The organism is Peribacillus sp. Hz7 (assembly GCF_042136355.1).
Classification (GTDB): Bacteria; Bacillota; Bacilli; order Bacillales; family DSM-1321; genus Peribacillus; species Peribacillus asahii_A.
The window spans coordinates 324,875-342,267 of sequence record NZ_JBHHJV010000001.1; the positions used below are offsets into that span (position 1 = coordinate 324,875).

Annotated in this window: 21 protein-coding genes; 17 read left to right on the forward strand and 4 right to left on the reverse strand. The window is 37.7% G+C overall.

The window, feature by feature from the left end:
• Positions 1-93 precede the first annotated feature (93 nt).
• From ylbD to ACE199_RS01590, 5 genes are all read left to right on the forward strand, one after another.
• Positions 94-534: a YlbD family protein gene (ylbD, locus tag ACE199_RS01570; protein WP_252289856.1), complete on the forward strand. Its 441-nt coding sequence runs from the start codon at positions 94-96 to the stop codon at positions 532-534.
• A gap of 13 nt (positions 535-547) precedes the next feature.
• Positions 548-790 carry a YlbE-like family protein gene (locus tag ACE199_RS01575; protein WP_127759684.1) on the forward strand — a complete coding sequence of 81 codons (243 nt, stop codon included), beginning with the start codon at positions 548-550 and terminating at the stop codon, positions 788-790.
• 66 nt (positions 791-856) lie between these two features.
• Positions 857-1,276: a hypothetical protein gene (locus ACE199_RS01580; RefSeq protein ID WP_252294105.1), complete on the forward strand. Its 420-nt coding sequence runs from the start codon at positions 857-859 to the stop codon at positions 1,274-1,276.
• 54 nt (positions 1,277-1,330) lie between these two features.
• On the forward strand, positions 1,331-1,774 hold the full coding sequence (locus ACE199_RS01585; RefSeq protein ID WP_252294107.1) for a YlbF/YmcA family competence regulator: 444 nt from the start codon (positions 1,331-1,333) through the stop codon (positions 1,772-1,774).
• A 116-nt stretch (positions 1,775-1,890) separates the two neighbouring features.
• Positions 1,891-2,166 (forward strand): YlbG family protein, encoded by a 276-nt coding sequence (locus ACE199_RS01590; RefSeq protein ID WP_127759687.1) that lies wholly within the window; start codon positions 1,891-1,893, stop codon positions 2,164-2,166.
• A gap of 92 nt (positions 2,167-2,258) precedes the next feature.
• On the opposite strand, the gene ACE199_RS01595 is transcribed toward ACE199_RS01590, so the two are convergent.
• Positions 2,259-2,657, reverse strand: a complete 399-nt coding sequence (locus ACE199_RS01595; protein WP_127759688.1) for a DUF7147 family protein — start codon at positions 2,655-2,657, stop codon at positions 2,259-2,261.
• 504 nt (positions 2,658-3,161) lie between these two features.
• Between ACE199_RS01595 and ACE199_RS01600 the strand changes: the two genes are divergently transcribed.
• The 3 genes from ACE199_RS01600 (at position 3,162) to coaD (ending at position 5,969) form a co-directional block, all read left to right on the forward strand.
• Positions 3,162-4,559 carry a hypothetical protein gene (locus tag ACE199_RS01600; RefSeq protein ID WP_375348312.1) on the forward strand — a complete coding sequence of 466 codons (1,398 nt, stop codon included), beginning with the start codon at positions 3,162-3,164 and terminating at the stop codon, positions 4,557-4,559.
• A gap of 345 nt (positions 4,560-4,904) precedes the next feature.
• Positions 4,905-5,480, forward strand: coding sequence for a 16S rRNA (guanine(966)-N(2))-methyltransferase RsmD (rsmD, locus tag ACE199_RS01605; RefSeq protein ID WP_375348313.1), 576 nt, complete (start codon positions 4,905-4,907; stop codon positions 5,478-5,480).
• A gap of 3 nt (positions 5,481-5,483) precedes the next feature.
• Positions 5,484-5,969: a pantetheine-phosphate adenylyltransferase gene (gene coaD / locus ACE199_RS01610; RefSeq protein WP_127759691.1), complete on the forward strand. Its 486-nt coding sequence runs from the start codon at positions 5,484-5,486 to the stop codon at positions 5,967-5,969.
• A 55-nt stretch (positions 5,970-6,024) separates the two neighbouring features.
• Here coaD and ylbJ read toward each other — a convergent pair whose 3' ends face one another.
• Positions 6,025-7,284, reverse strand: a complete 1,260-nt coding sequence (gene ylbJ / locus ACE199_RS01615; RefSeq protein WP_375348605.1) for a sporulation integral membrane protein YlbJ — start codon at positions 7,282-7,284, stop codon at positions 6,025-6,027.
• Positions 7,285-7,446: 162 nt separating this feature from the next.
• Between ylbJ and ACE199_RS01620 the strand changes: the two genes are divergently transcribed.
• Positions 7,447-8,244, forward strand: a complete 798-nt coding sequence (locus tag ACE199_RS01620) for a patatin-like phospholipase family protein (RefSeq protein WP_127759693.1) — start codon at positions 7,447-7,449, stop codon at positions 8,242-8,244.
• Entirely contained in the window at positions 8,234-9,256 is a 1,023-nt protein-coding gene (locus ACE199_RS01625; RefSeq protein WP_375348314.1) for a SepM family pheromone-processing serine protease, read from the forward strand. Before ACE199_RS01620 ends, ACE199_RS01625 begins: the two co-directional genes overlap by 11 nt.
• A gap of 66 nt (positions 9,257-9,322) precedes the next feature.
• Here the strand turns inward: ACE199_RS01625 and ACE199_RS01630 are convergent, their stop codons facing one another.
• Positions 9,323-10,534, reverse strand: a complete 1,212-nt coding sequence (locus ACE199_RS01630) for a nucleotidyltransferase (protein WP_375348315.1) — start codon at positions 10,532-10,534, stop codon at positions 9,323-9,325.
• A 213-nt stretch (positions 10,535-10,747) separates the two neighbouring features.
• On the opposite strand from ACE199_RS01630, the gene ACE199_RS01635 reads away from it, so the two are divergent.
• The 4 genes from ACE199_RS01635 (at position 10,748) to ACE199_RS01650 (ending at position 13,189) form a co-directional block, all read left to right on the forward strand.
• Positions 10,748-11,269 carry a YceD family protein gene (locus ACE199_RS01635; protein ID WP_127759696.1) on the forward strand — a complete coding sequence of 174 codons (522 nt, stop codon included), beginning with the start codon at positions 10,748-10,750 and terminating at the stop codon, positions 11,267-11,269.
• Between the two features lie 68 nt (positions 11,270-11,337).
• Positions 11,338-11,511: a 50S ribosomal protein L32 gene (gene rpmF / locus ACE199_RS01640; RefSeq protein WP_119116200.1), complete on the forward strand. Its 174-nt coding sequence runs from the start codon at positions 11,338-11,340 to the stop codon at positions 11,509-11,511.
• Positions 11,512-11,704: 193 nt separating this feature from the next.
• Positions 11,705-12,469, forward strand: coding sequence for an enoyl-CoA hydratase/isomerase family protein (locus ACE199_RS01645; RefSeq protein ID WP_375348316.1), 765 nt, complete (start codon positions 11,705-11,707; stop codon positions 12,467-12,469).
• A gap of 84 nt (positions 12,470-12,553) precedes the next feature.
• Positions 12,554-13,189: an RsfA family transcriptional regulator gene (locus tag ACE199_RS01650; RefSeq protein ID WP_252294125.1), complete on the forward strand. Its 636-nt coding sequence runs from the start codon at positions 12,554-12,556 to the stop codon at positions 13,187-13,189.
• Between the two features lie 71 nt (positions 13,190-13,260).
• Here the strand turns inward: ACE199_RS01650 and ACE199_RS01655 are convergent, their stop codons facing one another.
• Positions 13,261-13,710 carry an N-acetyltransferase gene (locus tag ACE199_RS01655; protein WP_375348317.1) on the reverse strand — a complete coding sequence of 150 codons (450 nt, stop codon included), beginning with the start codon at positions 13,708-13,710 and terminating at the stop codon, positions 13,261-13,263.
• A gap of 409 nt (positions 13,711-14,119) precedes the next feature.
• Here ACE199_RS01655 and ACE199_RS01660 point away from each other — a divergent pair, with 409 nt between their 5' ends.
• The 3 genes from ACE199_RS01660 (at position 14,120) to bshC (ending at position 17,282) form a co-directional block, all read left to right on the forward strand.
• The gene (locus tag ACE199_RS01660) at positions 14,120-15,001 is read left to right on the forward strand and encodes a 2-dehydropantoate 2-reductase (protein WP_375348318.1); all 882 of its coding nucleotides are present in this window, start codon (positions 14,120-14,122) and stop codon (positions 14,999-15,001) included.
• Positions 15,002-15,006: 5 nt separating this feature from the next.
• Positions 15,007-15,399, forward strand: a complete 393-nt coding sequence (locus ACE199_RS01665; RefSeq protein WP_127759700.1) for a DUF3397 domain-containing protein — start codon at positions 15,007-15,009, stop codon at positions 15,397-15,399.
• Positions 15,400-15,653: 254 nt separating this feature from the next.
• A complete protein-coding gene (bshC, locus tag ACE199_RS01670) occupies positions 15,654-17,282 on the forward strand; it encodes a bacillithiol biosynthesis cysteine-adding enzyme BshC (RefSeq protein ID WP_375348319.1) in 1,629 nt (542 codons plus the stop codon).
• The last annotated feature ends 111 nt before the right edge of the window (positions 17,283-17,393 follow it).

Sequence of the window (17,393 nt, forward strand, 5' to 3'; positions counted from 1 at the left end):
ACAGCGTGGTATTAAAGAATAGAAAAGGGTGCGCACCTTTTAGAGGGATTTGCATATTGTACAATAGGTAAATGTCTGAGTGAGGTGAGAATAATGGCCAAAAATAAACGCCAGTCGATTGAACAATTTCGTGAGTTTGTAAAGGGGCATCCTCATTTACGCAATGAAGTGAGGCGTAAGGAGACGACTTGGCAGGAACTCTTTGAAGAGTGGTATTTATTAGGGGCAGATCATCCACGCTGGAACGTTGAACAAGAAAGAGCGCAACAAGAAACTGTGCAAGAGCACCCAAAAGCAGTGGAGCAAAACGATAAGGAGCTTGTGCAAAATCAAGAATTTCTTACTATGTTGCTTGGAGCGTTGAAAAGTATGGATATTAATCAAATTCAACAATATATTAGAAGTGCCAACCAAGCAATTGGAACGATTCAAGGGTTGTTAGAAGTGTTTCAAGGAGATAGATCAACGAAAGAAGAGCCACCGAAGCAAGAAGTAGAGAAACGTGGCAACCCTTTTGTATTTAGAAAAGATTAAGGAAGGGATTATATTGCGCCAAAATATTTATGCCTTTATTGAAGAGAATGAGGATGTACGCAATTATTTACGGATTCAGCCGATTTGGTATAAAAAGCTTATGCGTAATCCACAGCATTTGGATCAATTAGAAACAGAAGCGAAATATTTTTTTAAGAAATCTATCCCTCATCGGGTGTCTAAATTTTCGGATGGTGTTCAAGTAGCTTCGATGATGCTTCATATGTTTCAAGCGATGAATAATTCAGGTAGTTAGCGGTGAATTTTCATGAGTAATTTGCTCCTTTTAGCCAACAATAATGGTGAAGGGAGGTTTTTTAGCATGAAGAAATTAGTTATTATATTTGTTTTATTGTTTATGATAAGTGGTTGTGGTCAGAAAATTCCTAAACCTAAAGATATAATCGAGAATGTTCATAGTCTTTTTGAAACTAGGGCAGAAGCATCTGCATGGAAGGCAATGAATGAGGACTTTTTTGTGAAAACAATAGTTAAAGAAGATAATGTGTATGTGGAGTGTTATGTAAAAGGGTATAGCTTTTCACAAACAAATTCTAAAAAGTTGGCAACGGTTACCGTTTCTATAGATGGAAAAAAGCATAGTGAGCGTACGACAGCGGCTTTTGTTGTAAGAGATGTACCGAATGGAAAACATAGGATGAAGCTTGAAGTTTTAAATGAAGATGGAGAAAAAACAGGGCTAACCAAAGAAGTGGAGGTACATATTGAGTCAACTATCTAATAGCTCGCTTCTTGATTCGAAAAATGGTAAAATGGTGATGGAGGTGAGCGATTAATGCTTGCTACTATGGAAACCATTGAAATCGTTCAAAAAGCTGAAGCACTGGCTAAATTAGTGATGCAATCTGAGATTGGTGAAAATTATTTTGCTCATTTATATAAACTAAAGAATGATCAACTCGCGCAACAAAAAATTAAAAAGTTTGTGGCGCTGAAAGATTTATACGAAGAAGTTCAACGTTTTGGAAAATATCACCCGGAATATAAAAGGGTAAATACGGATATTCGCGAGGCAAAACGAGATATGGATTTGCATCCGACGATTGCTGATTTTAAAAGAGCTGAAATGGATTTGCAAACGGTATTAGATGAAATCAGCATGAAAATTGGTCGAGCTGTTTCCCCTCAAATAAAAGTTCCAACAGGCAATCCTTTCTTTGATTCAGGATCGGGCTGCTCTGGAGGTTGTGGAACAGGCGGCAGCTGTGGCTGTTCTTAACGAAGCATTAAATTGGTGTAAGGATACTAAGTATCTCTACACCAATTTTTAGTTGAAAGCAAAGTTTTTCCTATGCTACACTGAATAAAAACCTTTAATATGAGGGAGATAAAAATATGATTGGAGCTAGGCAAGGAATTATTGTCTATTTACATACATTAAAACAAGCGAAAATGCTTAGAAAATTTGGAAATATTCATTATGTATCTAAAAAGCTAAAGTATGTCGTCCTGTATACGAATATGGATGAAGTAGAGGCGTTAGTAGAAAAGCTAAGAGGCTATTCTTTCGTGAAAAGAGTCGATCTTTCTCATAAACCTTTTCTCAAGGTAGAATACGAGAATTCCAAGCCAGATAAAGCGAAAGAATATGATTATAAGATGGGTATTTAAAAGGACTGTTCTCACAGCTGTGGGAACAGTTCTTTTATTACAATAAGTATTCAATCGTTTACTTAGCATTGAATGATTATCATACTGCTTTTTTAAAATCCTGTTTTCATCGGTGGTAAATATTTGTTCATACGCAAAATGCCGATTAAATGCTGGTAATACAAATCTAGTTCTGCAAACAGCGTAGACGGCTTAATCTCTAATTCGATAATGGACTTGTCGAGTTCCTTCGCCAATCCTTCAAAAAGCTCGTATCGCTTATTTGGAGTTATTTGTGGGTTAGGGATGCCTTCGCGACAAATATAAAGTGGCTGAAACTCCCCTTCAGTTGTCGGGTGCATCACAACAACAAGAGATGTTACTTGTTTATCGTTTGAGGTTGTGTGAAGGGCTAATAATCTAGCTACTCGATGTCTATTGTTTTTTCCGATTTCTAGTAATTCATATAAATCAGAATATCCTTGTCCAAGTTCAATAAAACGTTGAATCAATTCAATCTCTCCTTATGTGCATATTCCTTCATACTGTACCATTTTCCTGTTCAAAAGAGAAGTTATACAACTGCATACGTGTCTAATAAATTGAAACTTCCATCAGTGGGGGTTTTCCTTCATCCCCCACTGATGGTTAGTCACGTTCTACGGTCACTAAGATCTCCGCTTCGCTTCAATCAAGTGACCGTACGAACCTGATTGGTTCAACTATACCTTTGAAAATCGCAAAGGTAAGTTTCACTATATTTCACCAATCGGACCTTTACGGGCAGTTGTCCCCCACCTATCTTCTTTGATTCCTCATAAGCTTGAGGTAGGGGTCTTACTGCCCGTTAAGTGTGGGATAAATAAAAGATGCATGAATCTCTCTTTTTATCTAAAATGAACAGGGGTTCAATGGAACTATAAAAAGAACTTAAGGATAAGTTCATAGAATATTCCCGTGACTTTTCGAGTGTATTTTGGTACTTTGGTATCATAGACAGAAAGGGGAATTGGTTTGTGAAGCGTTTATTTTTTACCATTCTTTTTTTATTGTTGCTTATAACGGGCGGAGTGCTTTTTTGGCAATGGAATGTTTATTCAGAGAAGCAAAGTGCCCAATCTAAACATATTTCCTATCAGGTAAATGAAACGGTACATATGGAGGTAAAAGGTCGCTATATTGAAGTTGAACATGAATTTTTCGGCCTTCCGGCTGGGAATTATCGGTTAAACTTTCAAAAATCTATTAAACCAGTATGTCAAGAAGACGATAAAAGTTGTCAACAATCGGGTAATCAAAAGCAGAATCTAGAAACAAATGGGGGTACGCTTCGTTTTACGTACAAGCTAAGAAAATCAACATCACAAGCTTTTGTATTGAATAACTGGGCCGTTCAATTAGAACAAGTCAAGATAGCGAATACACGTGTGGAAATTACCGATTACTCTAAACGGTCGGGAATTTGGGCTGCTGGAGCTCGTTTAATCGGTGAAACAGAGAAAGAGAAAATAAGTTATTACGTGTTTGAAGGAAGAGGAGGGACATTCCCTTTATACTATCAACAAAAAAAGAGCAAGAAGTTTGAAGCGAATGATGTAATGGTTTATGGTGTCTCTTCTGATCGATTAGTTCAAGTGGTTCAAAAATATGAAGCAACAGCACCTATTACATTGATTATTACAACAGCCGTCTCTCCTTTTTCCTCAGAACATTTGCTAATTGGCCCTAGTGTAGATAAGCTAGCCCAAGTGTTATCTAAGCGCTATTACCAAACCCATTACCCATTCTCAAATAAAAAAGAGCAATGGCTACAATCGGTTATTGGCGCTTATGTGCGGGATGAGAAGCCGAAAGGTAAAGCGAAACAACTATATGAGGAACTGGCTAAAGGGTTGACCAAAGAGCAACAAGCAGCATTCGCTTCTGTATTGAAAAAGAAGCGGGGACATGAATTTTCAGCTGAGTATTTAGATGAATTATTATCAAATGTTACAGGATTTGTAACCCATTACTTTGAATTGAATAAAGTAGAAAGTCATAAAGTTCACCCGCTTATTTTTATCAATCATGCTAAATGGCTGAATCGAGATGGGGAGCATTCAGTTGTAAAATCTGTGACTGTTCGTTTGAAACGTTATTATTTATTAGAGCAGGTAACAGAAAAACTAGGATTTCATTCAGAGTGGGTGAATCAGCACTTTTATTTAAATAATGGTTCAAAGACATTTCGTTTATACCCAGGAAAAACGGTATTTCTCTACAATGAAAAAGCGCATAGTGTAGAAGGGACATTATTAACACAATTTAATAATCAGTATTATATTAGCGAAGATTATATGTTAAAGGTATTTAACGTATTTGTTCGTGAACAAAACAATGGGTTGGAATTGGTGGATTTGAATACGTTACAGTAAGAAAAGCGGAGCCGGCTGGAAAACAACACATATCAAAGAGTTTTACGCTCTTATGGTATAAAAAAAGCCCTGCAGACTTCTGCAGGGTCCTTCTATGTCTGATTAAGGACTAGAAGGCAAAGGGAGAGGAGAAACCGGAGGAAGAACTTATGGGGAAACGTAAGCCTTCTCCGCGGTTGGCAACAACATCTACGATAGTGATGTTGTTATTCACATTATGACCAAAATTCTCCTTATTATTCATGAAACGAGTTGTATTGTTCTTATTTTTTTTATTGGCGAGATATTTCGAATGTGTTAGGATAATTGAGTAACAGAAATTTGTCAGAAAAATGTGGTGAGAACATGAGGGTCGTTTCTGGAACATGTAAAGGAAGACCATTGAAAGCTGTACCGGGTACAGGAACCCGTCCTACAACTGATAAAGTAAAAGAATCGATTTTTAATATGATTGGCCCGTATTTTGATGGCGGCCTTGTGCTGGATTTATTTGCAGGCAGCGGGGGACTTGGTATAGAAGCGTTAAGCCGAGGAGCGGATCAAGCTATTTTCGTCGATCGTGACTATACAGCTTTTCAAACAGTGAAAGCGAACTTAGAGCTATGTAAATTGACGGAGCAAGCAGAGCTTTATAAAAATGATTCACAACGAGCATTGAAGGCGCTTATTAAGCGGGAGTTAACGTTTGATTTAATTATGCTCGACCCACCTTATAAGAAGCAAAAGCTTATCGAGTTGCTAGAGGAAATATCAAAGGCTAGACTGTTAAATGATAAGGGGTACATCGTTTGTGAACATAGCCATGATGTTACTTTGCCGGAGCAAGTCGGTGATTTAGTTATAAAAAGAAAAGAAGTCTATGGAATTATCGCCGTTACTATTTATCAATGGGGGTATGTTCAAGACGAACAGGGGGAATAAATCATGTCAAAAATAGCGATTTGTCCAGGAAGTTTTGACCCGATTACATTTGGTCATGTTGATATTATTCAAAGGGGAGCCAATGTATTTGATGAAGTATACGTTGTCGTTTTAAATAATTCGGCTAAAAAGTCTTTATTTACAGTCGAAGAGCGGATGGATTTAATTCGTGGGGCGACGGCTCATATTCCGAATGTAAAAGTTGATTCATTTCAAGGTCTTACTGTTGACTATGCTGAAAGCGTTTCCGCTAATGCGATTATTAGAGGGCTTCGTGCCGTATCAGATTTTGAATACGAAATGCAAGGAACGTCGATGAACAGGCTTTTGAATAATCAAGTAGAAACATTCTTTATTATGACAAAAAATCAGTATTCCTTTTTAAGTTCAAGCATTGTGAAAGAAGTGGCTAAATATGGTGGAGATATTTCCTTGCTAGTACCTGAGGTTGTCATCCAGGCAATGAAAGAAAAATTCCATTTGATATGACTGAATATTCTACTAAAAGAGAGCGTGTCATTCGACGCGCTCTCTTTTAGTGGAATTAAAATCGAATTATTCTTTTGGCTATAATGCATGTATAAATACTTAAACTAATAATGGTGAACAGAGGTCCTAAGTGGAGCATTTGTTCATATAATGTTGTTGCTTCATCTCCAATAATCTGACTAACCGGAAAAGCGAGTGCGGCATGTCCATAGTCTGGAATCTCTACATAAAGTGAATTCCAAAGCAGATAAGCAAGTATCGCGGCAATAAAGCCATGCAGGACGCGGGCAAAGAAAAAGGGAGCGAAACGGATATCTGTTTCGGCCAAAATACTTGCTACTTGCGCTTGGACGCTTAAGCCGCTAAACGCTAAAATAAAGCTTGCAATCATCGCTTGCTGTAATAAATCAGTGTTTGAAATAGAGCTTATCATTTTTGCGCCAAGCGTCATTTCAAACAGTCCCGAAATAAAAGGAATGCTAAAGAAAGGTGACAGTGAAAATACTTGTAAACATCCAGCTATGGCTTTTGCAAGCAAGGCTGTTACATTCATTTGAGATAATAGCTGGTTGATGACTGAAAATAGAATGATAAACCCGCCAATCATTAATAATGTATGAATGGAAGAGGTTACCGAGTCACCAAGCATTTTTCCAAATGGACGAGTTTCCTTTAAACGTGTCCGATGCATCTGCTTGAGGGCCGCTTTTACAGATGGAAGTTTGATTGTTCTATTTTGAATGGCTTGCTCCTCTTTTTGTCCATAAAACCGCATGATGAAGCCAACAATCATATTTCCTCCATAATGAGCCGCTGCAAGAAGGATACCGAGCTTTGGGTTTTGAAAAAAGCCAACGGAAACGGCGACGAAAATAAATAATGGATTGGAGGAGTTTGTAAAGGAAACGAGACGTTCTCCTTCAATTCGAGTTAGTTGTTTTTCCAATCGAAGTCTAGCGGTAAATTTTGCTCCAGCAGGAAAGCCGGAAGCTAGCCCCATTGCCCAGACAAAACCACCTACACCAGGAACGCGAAAAAATGGTCGCATTAATGGTTCAAACATGACTCCTAGAAAGCTAACAACACCAAAGCAAATTAATAGCTCAGAAATAATTAAAAACGGCAAAAGAGATGGGAAGACAATTTGCCACCACATATGTAAGCCGTTCTTAGAGGCATCAAAGGACTCCTGAGGAAAAACGACTAATGCAATGGCCATAATCGTAATGAATAGGGCTAAGGTGATTGATTTAAGTTTCGGTAACAACAAAGCTTGCTCCTCCTTAATCAGGAATCTGCTAGGTACTTTATGCATATGAGTGATAAAATAAAAGGAAGTTTTATACAAGTGGGAAAATCGAGATAAAAAATAATCTACTAAATCGAAGCTAATCATTTTATCCTGTTTAAACAATATGCTTGTATGAACCGCTTTAAGACAATAATTTTGAATGAGACAATTTGAGGAGGAATAGCATTGCGAGAACCGAAGATTGGATTAGCGCTTGGTTCGGGTGGTGCGCGAGGTTTTGCTCACCTAGGTGTGATTCGGGTATTACAAGAAGAGGGCATTCCTATTGACTTAATTGCAGGGAGCAGCATGGGAGCGATGGTTGGTGCTTTATTTGCAGCAGGTTCAGATATTGAGCGGCTTTATAAACTATCGCGTGTATTTAAAAGGAAGTATTATTTAGATTTTACGTTTCCGAAAATGGGTTTTGTTGCAGGGAAGCGAGTAAAAGAATTAATTCGTGTATTTACATATGGAAAGAAGTTAGAAGAATTAGATATACCTGTTGCGGTTGTAGCAACTGACATTCGAACAGGAGAAAAGGTTGTTTTTCAGGAGGGGCCGATTGCTCCGGCTGTTCGCGCAAGTATTTCGATACCCGGTATTTTTGTTCCGGAGAAAATTAATAATCATTTATTAGTTGATGGAGGTGTCGTTGATCGGGTACCTGTCTCGGTTGCAAAGCAAATGGGAGCAGATATCGTTATTGGCGTAGATGTTTCGCATATTAATCAGGAGGTAGAGATTACGTCTATTTATGATGTGATTATGCAAAGCCTTGATATTTTACAAATGGAATTGGTCGAGAATAGAGAGTTTGCTTCCGATGTCATGATTCGTCCGCGAGTGGAAAAATATAGTTCGAAATCATTTACAAATATATCTGAAATAATTAGTATTGGAGAAGAAGCAGCTAGACAGAAAGTCGATTACATTAAATCGTGTGTTGCATCTTGGAAGGAGTCTTGCAAAAATGAGCCGTAAAGCGTATGTCAACACTACTTTAGTGGTTGCCTTGCTTATTCTTGCCTCTGCATTTTATTATTTGCCGTATTATGTGACAAAGCCTGGTATGGCGAAAGAATTAGAACCGATTATTGAAGTTTCTGGCGGTGATCGAGCAGAAGGGAGCTTCATGCTCACAACGGTTAGAATGGGAAGAGCAAATATTTATTCGTATTTGCTTGCTAAATGGAGTGACTATCAAGAAATTTATCCAGAGGCATCCGTTCGAGGCGAAGATGAAACGGATGAAGAATATAATGTAAGGCAGCTGCATTTAATGGATACTTCGAAAAATCATGCCATTAAAGTGGCTTATGACCACGCTGGGAAAGAGTTTTCTTATCAGTATCTGGGTGTGTTTGTCTTAGATGTACACGAGGATATGCCAGCGGCTGGAATTTTAAAAGCGGGTGATCAAATTATTCAAGTCGATCGCTTAAGTTTTGAGTCCTCGCAACAATTCATTGATTATATTGCTACGAAAAAAGCAGGGGATACCGTTGACATCGTTTATAAGCGAGAAGAAACGGAGAAACAAGCAGCAATCACCTTGCAAGCGTTTAAAGATAAACCGAATCAAGTAGGGTTAGGTATCTCTCTTGATGATGCTACGAGAGTCATAACCGTTCCAAAAGTGTCTATTGATTCTGAGCAAATCGGTGGACCATCGGCAGGATTAATGTTTTCTTTAGAAATTTATAATCAATTAACAAAAGGGGATTTAACGCAAGGTTATCAAATTGCAGGTACAGGTACGATTGATGAAGAAGGAAAAGTAGGGCCTATTGGAGGCATTCAACAGAAAATTGTCGCGGCTGATAAATCAGGTGCTGATATTTTCTTTGCACCTAATGAGGAAGGAGCTCCTCATTCCAATTATCGAGAGGCATTAGTGGCGGCGAAAGATATTAATACGAAGATGAAGATTATTCCAGTTGATCACTTTACAGATGCCCTGCATTATTTAGAAACATTAGAAGATAAAAAATAAGAGGCGGACTTTGACTTTCCGTCTCTTATTTTTTTATTGTTCATCAATAGTGTTCTCTCACAATTGTTAAACTTTGAGCCGAATCGGTGCGGCGAATTCCCGCTTTATTAATTCGGTTTGATAAGGCTCTGTTAAGCCTTGGGCAAATACGTTTGTCGCACGTAAATCTGGTGTAATATCAGCATCGTTGTAGGCTGATATTTTCGAAATTAAAGGAAGAGGCAGCTCTTTTTTGACCGATTGTAAATACTGTTGGCCCTTTTCCGTCATTCCGAGTAAACGAAGGTATGATGGAAAGGACAAAGCCTCCATTTCGGCTTGCAAGCTATGCGTCAAAATATGAGTGCATATGCGTTGGATACGCGTCCATGTGTAGCGTTTTGTTTTCACTTGTGTCACAAATTGTTGGAATGTACTAGAGTGTTTAGCTATATCTAATAATCGATGTTCAATGCCTTCCTCTACTTCATAGATGGACGCTAATTCAGCGGCAGAAGAAGTAAGAATTCGATATTTAAGAAGCGGCCAGTACAATTCCCAATGATGAAAGCTTTGATAATAAGTAATATATGTTTCTAAAATAGCAAGGGTTGAATGTGGTACATAGCTGGAAATCGTCTGCATGCTTTGTTTCTGTTCGATAATCGCTTTTCGAATGCCTGTAGCGCTTGCAATCGCTTTATCGTGAAGCGTTGTTTCGTGATAGCCTGCTGCTACCCGCTCGATTGTAAAAGGTTCTATTTTGTAGTTGTTTGATAAAGCAGCGTGCACATATTCTTTGCCAAGAATGTTGTTTGGCTGTGATAGATCTAGTCCCCTTTCATTGGATGAAAGGCTGCGAAAAGCAAGGGAAGCAGCTGCTGGATAACTCTTTCCTTCTTTTAAAAACGTTTTTAACGCACTTTTGTATTCTGCTTCTTTTTCTTGAAGCAAATGATAGGTATCGAGAAACGGAGCAATCTTTCCGTCTTCACTGCCAAAGCAGAACGCATTACATTGCATAGCCTCAAGCAGACTAATGGAGCCGCGAGCAAATAATTCAGCGTTGGCTGTTGCGAAACGATAAGGAAGCTCGATAACAAGGTCTACGCCGCCGCGTAAGGCCATGTCTGTTCGTGCCCATTTATTAACGAGTGCAGGTTCACCACGTTGTAAAAATGAACCACTCATTACAGCGATGACTACATCAGCTTCAGTCTGTTTCTTACTTTCTTGAATATGTAGGGCATGTCCATTATGAAATGGATTGTATTCGACAACTACACCAACAGCCTTCATTAAGGTCACCTCACTGAAAAAGTTTGTAATTTGGTTTCTACATGCTAAAATAGAAATTCAAGTATAGTTTGAAGTATTTATTCAACATCATAAGTATCATTCGTAAAGCTTCCAACATTCGTTAGAATGACTACATTATAGTGTAAAGAAAAAATATTGACAAACGAATAATTGAAAGCTATAATTATTTTTGTTGCCTTGAGGTGATTTCATTTGAAATGGACAATTAGTCAACTTCAAAAAATACGGGACAAACATTTGCAAATTGATGAAATAGTGGATGTTACAGACATTAAGGAGAGAGACCCGCAGATTCGCGACGTTTCACCGATGAAAGTAACAGGAAGAGCAGATATTGGTTCGACGAAAGTTACTTTCCACTTGCATCTATCGGGTAAATTTATTTTACCGTGTTCCCGAACGCTGGTAGATGTCAACTACCCAATTGATATTGAAACAACAGAAACTTTTCTATTCAAAACAGCAGGCATCGAGTATGATGGAGATGATGTGACAATTGTAGAAGGTGATGTTGTGGATCTTTTGCCAGTCATTAAAGAAAATTTATTGCTAGAAATACCGATGCAAGTTTTTTGTGAGGATGTTAACTCAGAAGAAGCTGCTCCTCAATCTGGAAATGACTGGACCGTTATTTCTGAAGAAGAAAACAAACAGAAAGTGGATCCTCGATTCGCAAAGCTTGCCGATTTTTTTGAAAACAATAAAGAATCTTAATTGAAAGTATAAAAGTCAGTTAATCTGATTTTTATGGATTTCTTATATTTTTTAAGGAGGTGGGAATAATGGCTGTACCTTTTAGAAGAACGTCTAAAACTGTAAAAAGAAAACGTCGTACACACTTCAAACTATCTGTACCTGGTATGGTAGAATGCCCAAGCTGCGGTGAAATGAAACTTTCACACCGTGTTTGTAAAGAATGTGGAACATACAACGGAAAAGAAGTTGTTAACAAATAATTTCTTTATATTACATCGAGCAATATGCTAATGAAAGCACAGGGATTATATCCTCTGTGCTTTTTTGCTTTTGCTATGTTTAATATAAAGTAGAATATAACTTTAAAATGGAAAAAGTTAAATAAAAATTCACAGAATGTTCAATGAATGGTGTAAAATAGAAGAGTGATTAATTAGTTAGGATGGTGAAGGTATGAGTCAGACGGTTTTAGTGGAAAAAAATGAACGCGGTTACATGAAAATTATTTTACATCGACCAGAAAAAAGAAATGCAGTTAGTTATCAATTGATGGAAGAATTTGAAGCTGCACTTGACCAAGCAGCCCAAGATAATGATGTAAAAGTAGTTGTGATTACAGGCTATGGTGATCGCGCTTTTTGTTCGGGTGGCGATTTAGCTGAATTTCATTCGCTTTATACAGAGGAAGAATCTTACGGAATGCTGTCTAAAATGGGAGCGATTTTATATAAATTAGCTGTATTCAAAAAGCCTACTATTGCTTTGCTGAATGGTAGTGCAGTTGGAGGGGGCTGTGAGATTGCCTCAGCATGTGATTTTCGACTTGCTAAAAGCGGTGTGAAGCTAGGTTTTGTTCAAGCATCGTTAGGGATTACAACAGGATGGGGCGGCGCTTCGATTTTATTAGAGAAAATCCCTTATCAATCAGCTATGAAGCTACTATTGAATGGAACCATTTATACAGCAGAGGCAGCGAAAGAATTAGGATTTATTGATGAAGTGATTCAAGGAGATTTAGAAGAATGGGAGCGCTTTGTCGATACGATTCTGACTCGTGAGGTAGGCGTATTGATGGCTTACAAAAATCTATTAATTAATAAATGGGAAGAGACGGGTTTAAAAGGGCGTATGGAGATGGAAAGCAGACAATGTGCAAAGTTATGGGAAACGGATGCTCATCATCAAGCAGTTGACTCATTTTTAAATAAAACAAAATAATCTGACTTAGTTTACTCTTTTCTCTTCTATCTTTTCTAGTAAGTACATATATATGAAGAAAAAACTTGCTTTGGGGGTAGAGAGATGTCAATTGCGAGACAAGATGCATGGAGTCAAGATGAAGATTTATTGTTGGCTGAAGTTGTCTTAAGGTATATTAGAGAAGGCAGCACTCAACTTCGAGCATTTGAAGAAGTGGGTAAACAATTGTCTAGAACACCTGCAGCTTGTGGCTTTCGTTGGAATTCTTTTGTTCGTAAGCAATATAAATCGGGAATCGAGCTCGCAAAGAAGCAGAGAAAAGAGAATAAAGGTCAGAGGGATGCACGATTAGAAGAAAAGCTAGAACGAGAAATGGAGAATATGCATGAATGTACTCAACAAGTAGAATTTGTTGAGGAGAATAAGACGAGTGATTCGGTTTCGTTTCAAGAAATTGTTTCCTATTTAAAGAAAATGGATGAAACGGCTCGACTATATGAGCAGGAAAAGCAGCAACGGGCTGAAGAGCTTGGGGACTTACAGCGAGAAAATCAGCAATTGCGTGAGGAAATTAAAGTGTTACAAAGTCAACTTGTTGTTGTGGAAGAAGATTATCGAGCGCTTTTGCATATTATGGAGCGTGCTAGGAAACTCATTATTCATGAAGATGATCCGGCAAGTTCAAAAGTGAAGTTTCAAATGGATAAAAACGGGAACCTTGAGAGAGTAAATAAATAAATAAACTCGTGGCTAAGGGGAGTTTTTGCAACCTCTTAGCCACGAGTTTTATTTTGCAGACGATTGCGCAATTATGGACGCCATACGAGTGGATTTTCACCAAGATCGCGATCCATATCATAAGTAATTGGTTCAAAGCCCATTTTTGTCCAAAAAGCTTGTGATTGAACTCTCGGGTTTGTTTTAATTGGCAGATGAAAGCTTTTAGCATAATCTACTAAAGCTTTTCCGTAGCCTTTCTTTTGATAATTCGGAAGTACTTCTAATTTCCATAGCACAAGAAAATCTTGTTTCTGGTCAAAGTAATCATCGAACTTCGCGCTTTTTTGATATAAGCTCATTCGGGCAACAAGTGTATCTCCGAAATAAATGCCGTAAAATGGTGATTCACTATCGTTTTCAATGATATTTGCTTCTAAATCATCGAGCATAGATAATTCTTGTATACCGTATTCTTTGAATTTCTTAAATTCTTCAAGCGTTTTGAAATTCACGAGTAAGCGTTCCACTTTGTATTCCATCTAAAGCTCCCCCTTATATCTTCCATAAACCCCATTTGTTATCTAGTTGTAAAGAATAAAGCGCTCTTTATTTATGTTTATATCAAGGCTATGTTCATGAATATGGTTGATTTATACAATTTTTGCCCTATTCGGTGTGAAAACGTGGTTTCACATGCCTTTCAGCTCTGCTGAAAGTTAAATGAGTCACAAATCCACAACGTTATTCAACAAAACCTATATCCAAAAAGAAAACGCTTCACTACTAGTATAACATATTCTATTTTATCCTTCCTTATTTAAAGCATAGAATTAAAATAGGTTGCTTGTTGAGAGGGAATTCTCTTATTCTTACAAACCTATATCTTCTTCTGTACTATAAGTGATTAGGTTAAATGTGATAAAATAGGAATAATTATGGAGGTAATTTATGAAAATAGCGATTATTGGAGGCGGAGCAATAGGTTTATTGTTTGCCAATTATTTGAGTCAATCACATAGCATAACCGTATATACAAGAACGGAAGAACAGGCTGCGCGTTTAAATCATGATGGATTAAATTTTATGAGGAACGGAGAGGTGCAAACGAAAACAATCGCCGCGAAAAAATTAGCAAAAAATGTGGAAGATGCACAATTGGTGATTGTCACGGTTAAGCAATATCAGCTTTCCGACATTTATTCGTCGATTCAATATTGTAAGCAGCCCCTGTTATTTTTGCAAAATGGTTATGGACATATTGAATTTCTAAATAAGCTAGCTTCACCTTCTCTTTTTGTTGGGGTCGTTGAGCATGGAGCTTTAAAGCATGATTCACATACAGTTGAACATACAGGGGCAGGTAAAACAAAGCTTGCTGTTTTTCGAGGGAATGAAAGTGAATTGCCGTTTAGACATGAATCGATAGAGCTCTTTCCATTTGAAGTGTATAAGGATTATCATTCTATGTTGCTTGAGAAGTTGATTGTCAATGCGGTTATTAATCCGTTGACGGCTATTTTAGGTGTGCCAAATGGAGAGCTTGTTACGAATGCAGCATATGCCAAGTTAATGGACACCTATTTTCAGGAACTAGCGTCGATTTTGCATATAGACAATCCGGGACAAACATTAGAGCATGTGAAGGCCGTATGTCGAGGAACATCAGAAAATCGTTCGTCCATGCTGAAAGATTTAGAGCATGGACGTCAAACAGAGATTGAAGCCATTTTAGGATACGTTCTTTCACAAGCCAAACAAAATGGACAGGAACATCGTTTGATTGATTTTCTTTATACGATGATTAAAGGTAAAGAACGGAAGGAAGGCTGATAGTAGTGGAGTTTGTTGTATCCGCATTCGTGGCAACATTCGTAACATTACCGATTCTCGGATATATCGTTTTTTTTACTGTGGCAAAGCAAATGACAAAAAACCATCGCAGGTCTGTTCGTATTGCAATGGATTTAAGTACTATATTTTTTATTTTTGCTGTTAATTATTTGATTACGGTGATTTGGAATAAGCAGCTTTTTTGGGTGTTAATGTTGATTGTTTTAACGATCGCCTGTACAGTTGTCCTTGTTCACTATAAGGTAAAACAGGAAATTGTTTTTTCAAAGGTTCTGAAAGGGTTTTGGAGATTAAACTTTGCATGCTTTTTTTGTACGTATTGTGCCCTTGTCTTGTATGGGTTATTTACTAGAATTCTAGGGGTATTCATCTTCTAATACTGCATAACCTGTTAGTACATACGACTTGAACTATGTTAAACAAAAGCTTAACGATGGATATTATCGAATGTTAAGTAAGGTTATGAGGGCAAGCAATGAATTCTTGTATAACCTAACCTAGTTGAATCATTTAGTGAAGCTTTCAGCAGTGTTGCATAAAATTCGGCTGTTAGGCAACTTTTTTTATTTTTTTGACATAGCGTGCTATACTCAAAAGTACTGAAGATGCAGAGAGAGGGAGTAGTACATAAATGGAGATGAAAGATCTCGAGTTACCATCTTTAAATCGATTTGCTTCGGATTATTTACAAGGGCATCTCGAAGTTGAAGATTATTTCCACTATGATTTGTCTAGTAAAGACATGTACCATAATCGATATAAAGAATTAATGAATCGAACGTTTCTGCGCCAAGAGGTGGCAGATTATATAGAGAACTATATGGCAAGATTGCCAAAAAGTGAAGCTGTGATGAAGAGTATTTCGGATTTGCGTAAGGAGGGGTCCGTTGTCGTAATAGGTGGACAACAAGCTGGTTTATTAACAGGTCCATTATATACGATTCATAAAGTAATCTCGATTATTAAATTGGCCAAAGAGCAAGAAGAAGTGCTTAAGAAAAGAGTTATTCCCGTCTTTTGGATTGCAGGGGAAGACCATGACGTAGCAGAAGTGAATCATGTCTATGTGATGAAAGAGGGGAAACCGACTAAGAAAACATATCCTTCCTATCAGCCGTTTAAAACGATGGTTTCTGATATTGAATTAGACGCACAGGTTATGCAACAGTGGTTTGACGAGATTATCGAAACGTACGGTGAGACAAATTATACAAGTGCGCTGCTTGTCAATATGAAGACTATTTTGTGTCGTTCGAAAACATTTGTTGATTTCTTTTCGGCACTTATCCATGAATGGTTTCATGAATATGGTTTATTGTTAATCGATGCAGCAGATCCGCGGTTACGACAATTAGAGGCGCAATTTTTTACGCAAATGGTAGAGCGTCATGAAGATATTACGGCAGCCGTATGTGCGCAACAAGCGTTCATTCAAGAGCAAGGATACCGACGAATGATTGAAATGGATGCGAACGCTGTTAATTTATTCTATTACAATCCAGAGAAGAAAGACCGCTGCTTGTTAGAGAGAAACAATGGGCAAATTATTGGGAAAAATGGTGAATTGCGTTTTACAAAACAAGAACTTTTACAGACGGCGAAAGATAGTCCGGAGCGGTTAAGTAACAATGTTGTTACACGCCCGTTAATGCAGGAGATGCTCTTTCCGGTACTAGCTTTTATTTCAGGTCCAGGCGAAATTGCTTATTGGGCTGAATTAAAGCGGGCTTTCGATTTATTCGAGATGAAAATGCCGCCGATTGTGCCAAGGCTTAATATTACGCTAGTAGAGCGCGGGATTGAAACAGACCTTCAGGAAGTTGACTTGGAGCTTGAAACAGTTTTAATAGAAGGAACAGACAAAGCAAAAGAAAGTTATTTGGAATCTGTTAAAGATCCGCTGCTTGAACAGTTGTATGACAAGATGAAGCGAGATTTACAAGTTAATCATCAACAGTTATCAGAGCATGCTGTTGAACTAGATAAAGGACTTCAATCTTTACTGCACAAAAACCGCTTTTTTATTGAGCAACAGTTAGACTTTATCTATGGAAAAATGGAAGCGAGCACGAAAGAAAAGAATGCCGTTGTCGTTCGTAAATACGATCGAATCGCTCAATCTTTGTATCCACTACATTCTCCTCAGGAACGAATTTGGAATATCTTTTATTATTTAAATAAATATGGGCCGGATTTTGTACAGGATTTGATGGAGCTTTCGTATAGCTTTAATAATCAGCATAAACTTATATATGTATAGGAAGAGACAGGTTTTGAGCCTGTCTCTTTTTGCATGTCGGAGGATTGTTTAAGTATATAAGCGTAATTAGTAGTGCTTGTTTATCCTATAATCAACATTTAATGGAAAATG

Excerpts from the sequence above, each read along its gene's own strand:
- ACE199_RS01590 (WP_127759687.1), top strand. The coding sequence starts at position 1,891 with ATGATTGGAGCTAGGCAAGGAATTATTGTCTATTTACATACATTAAAA.
- ylbD (WP_252289856.1), top strand. The coding sequence starts at position 94 with ATGGCCAAAAATAAACGCCAGTCGATTGAACAATTTCGTGAGTTTGTA.
- ACE199_RS01625 (WP_375348314.1), top strand. The coding sequence starts at position 8,234 with ATGAGCCGTAAAGCGTATGTCAACACTACTTTAGTGGTTGCCTTGCTT.
- rpmF (WP_119116200.1), top strand. The coding sequence starts at position 11,338 with ATGGCTGTACCTTTTAGAAGAACGTCTAAAACTGTAAAAAGAAAACGT.
- rsmD (WP_375348313.1), top strand. The coding sequence starts at position 4,905 with ATGAGGGTCGTTTCTGGAACATGTAAAGGAAGACCATTGAAAGCTGTA.
- coaD (WP_127759691.1), top strand. The coding sequence starts at position 5,484 with ATGTCAAAAATAGCGATTTGTCCAGGAAGTTTTGACCCGATTACATTT.
- ACE199_RS01650 (WP_252294125.1), top strand. The coding sequence starts at position 12,554 with ATGTCAATTGCGAGACAAGATGCATGGAGTCAAGATGAAGATTTATTG.
- ACE199_RS01655 (WP_375348317.1), bottom strand. The coding sequence starts at position 13,710 with ATGGAATACAAAGTGGAACGCTTACTCGTGAATTTCAAAACGCTTGAA.
- ACE199_RS01630 (WP_375348315.1), bottom strand. The coding sequence starts at position 10,534 with ATGAAGGCTGTTGGTGTAGTTGTCGAATACAATCCATTTCATAATGGA.
- bshC (WP_375348319.1), top strand. The coding sequence starts at position 15,654 with ATGGAGATGAAAGATCTCGAGTTACCATCTTTAAATCGATTTGCTTCG.
- ACE199_RS01660 (WP_375348318.1), top strand. The coding sequence starts at position 14,120 with ATGAAAATAGCGATTATTGGAGGCGGAGCAATAGGTTTATTGTTTGCC.
- ylbJ (WP_375348605.1), bottom strand. The coding sequence starts at position 7,284 with ATGCATAAAGTACCTAGCAGATTCCTGATTAAGGAGGAGCAAGCTTTG.
- ACE199_RS01645 (WP_375348316.1), top strand. The coding sequence starts at position 11,705 with ATGAGTCAGACGGTTTTAGTGGAAAAAAATGAACGCGGTTACATGAAA.
- ACE199_RS01580 (WP_252294105.1), top strand. The coding sequence starts at position 857 with ATGAAGAAATTAGTTATTATATTTGTTTTATTGTTTATGATAAGTGGT.
- ACE199_RS01585 (WP_252294107.1), top strand. The coding sequence starts at position 1,331 with ATGCTTGCTACTATGGAAACCATTGAAATCGTTCAAAAAGCTGAAGCA.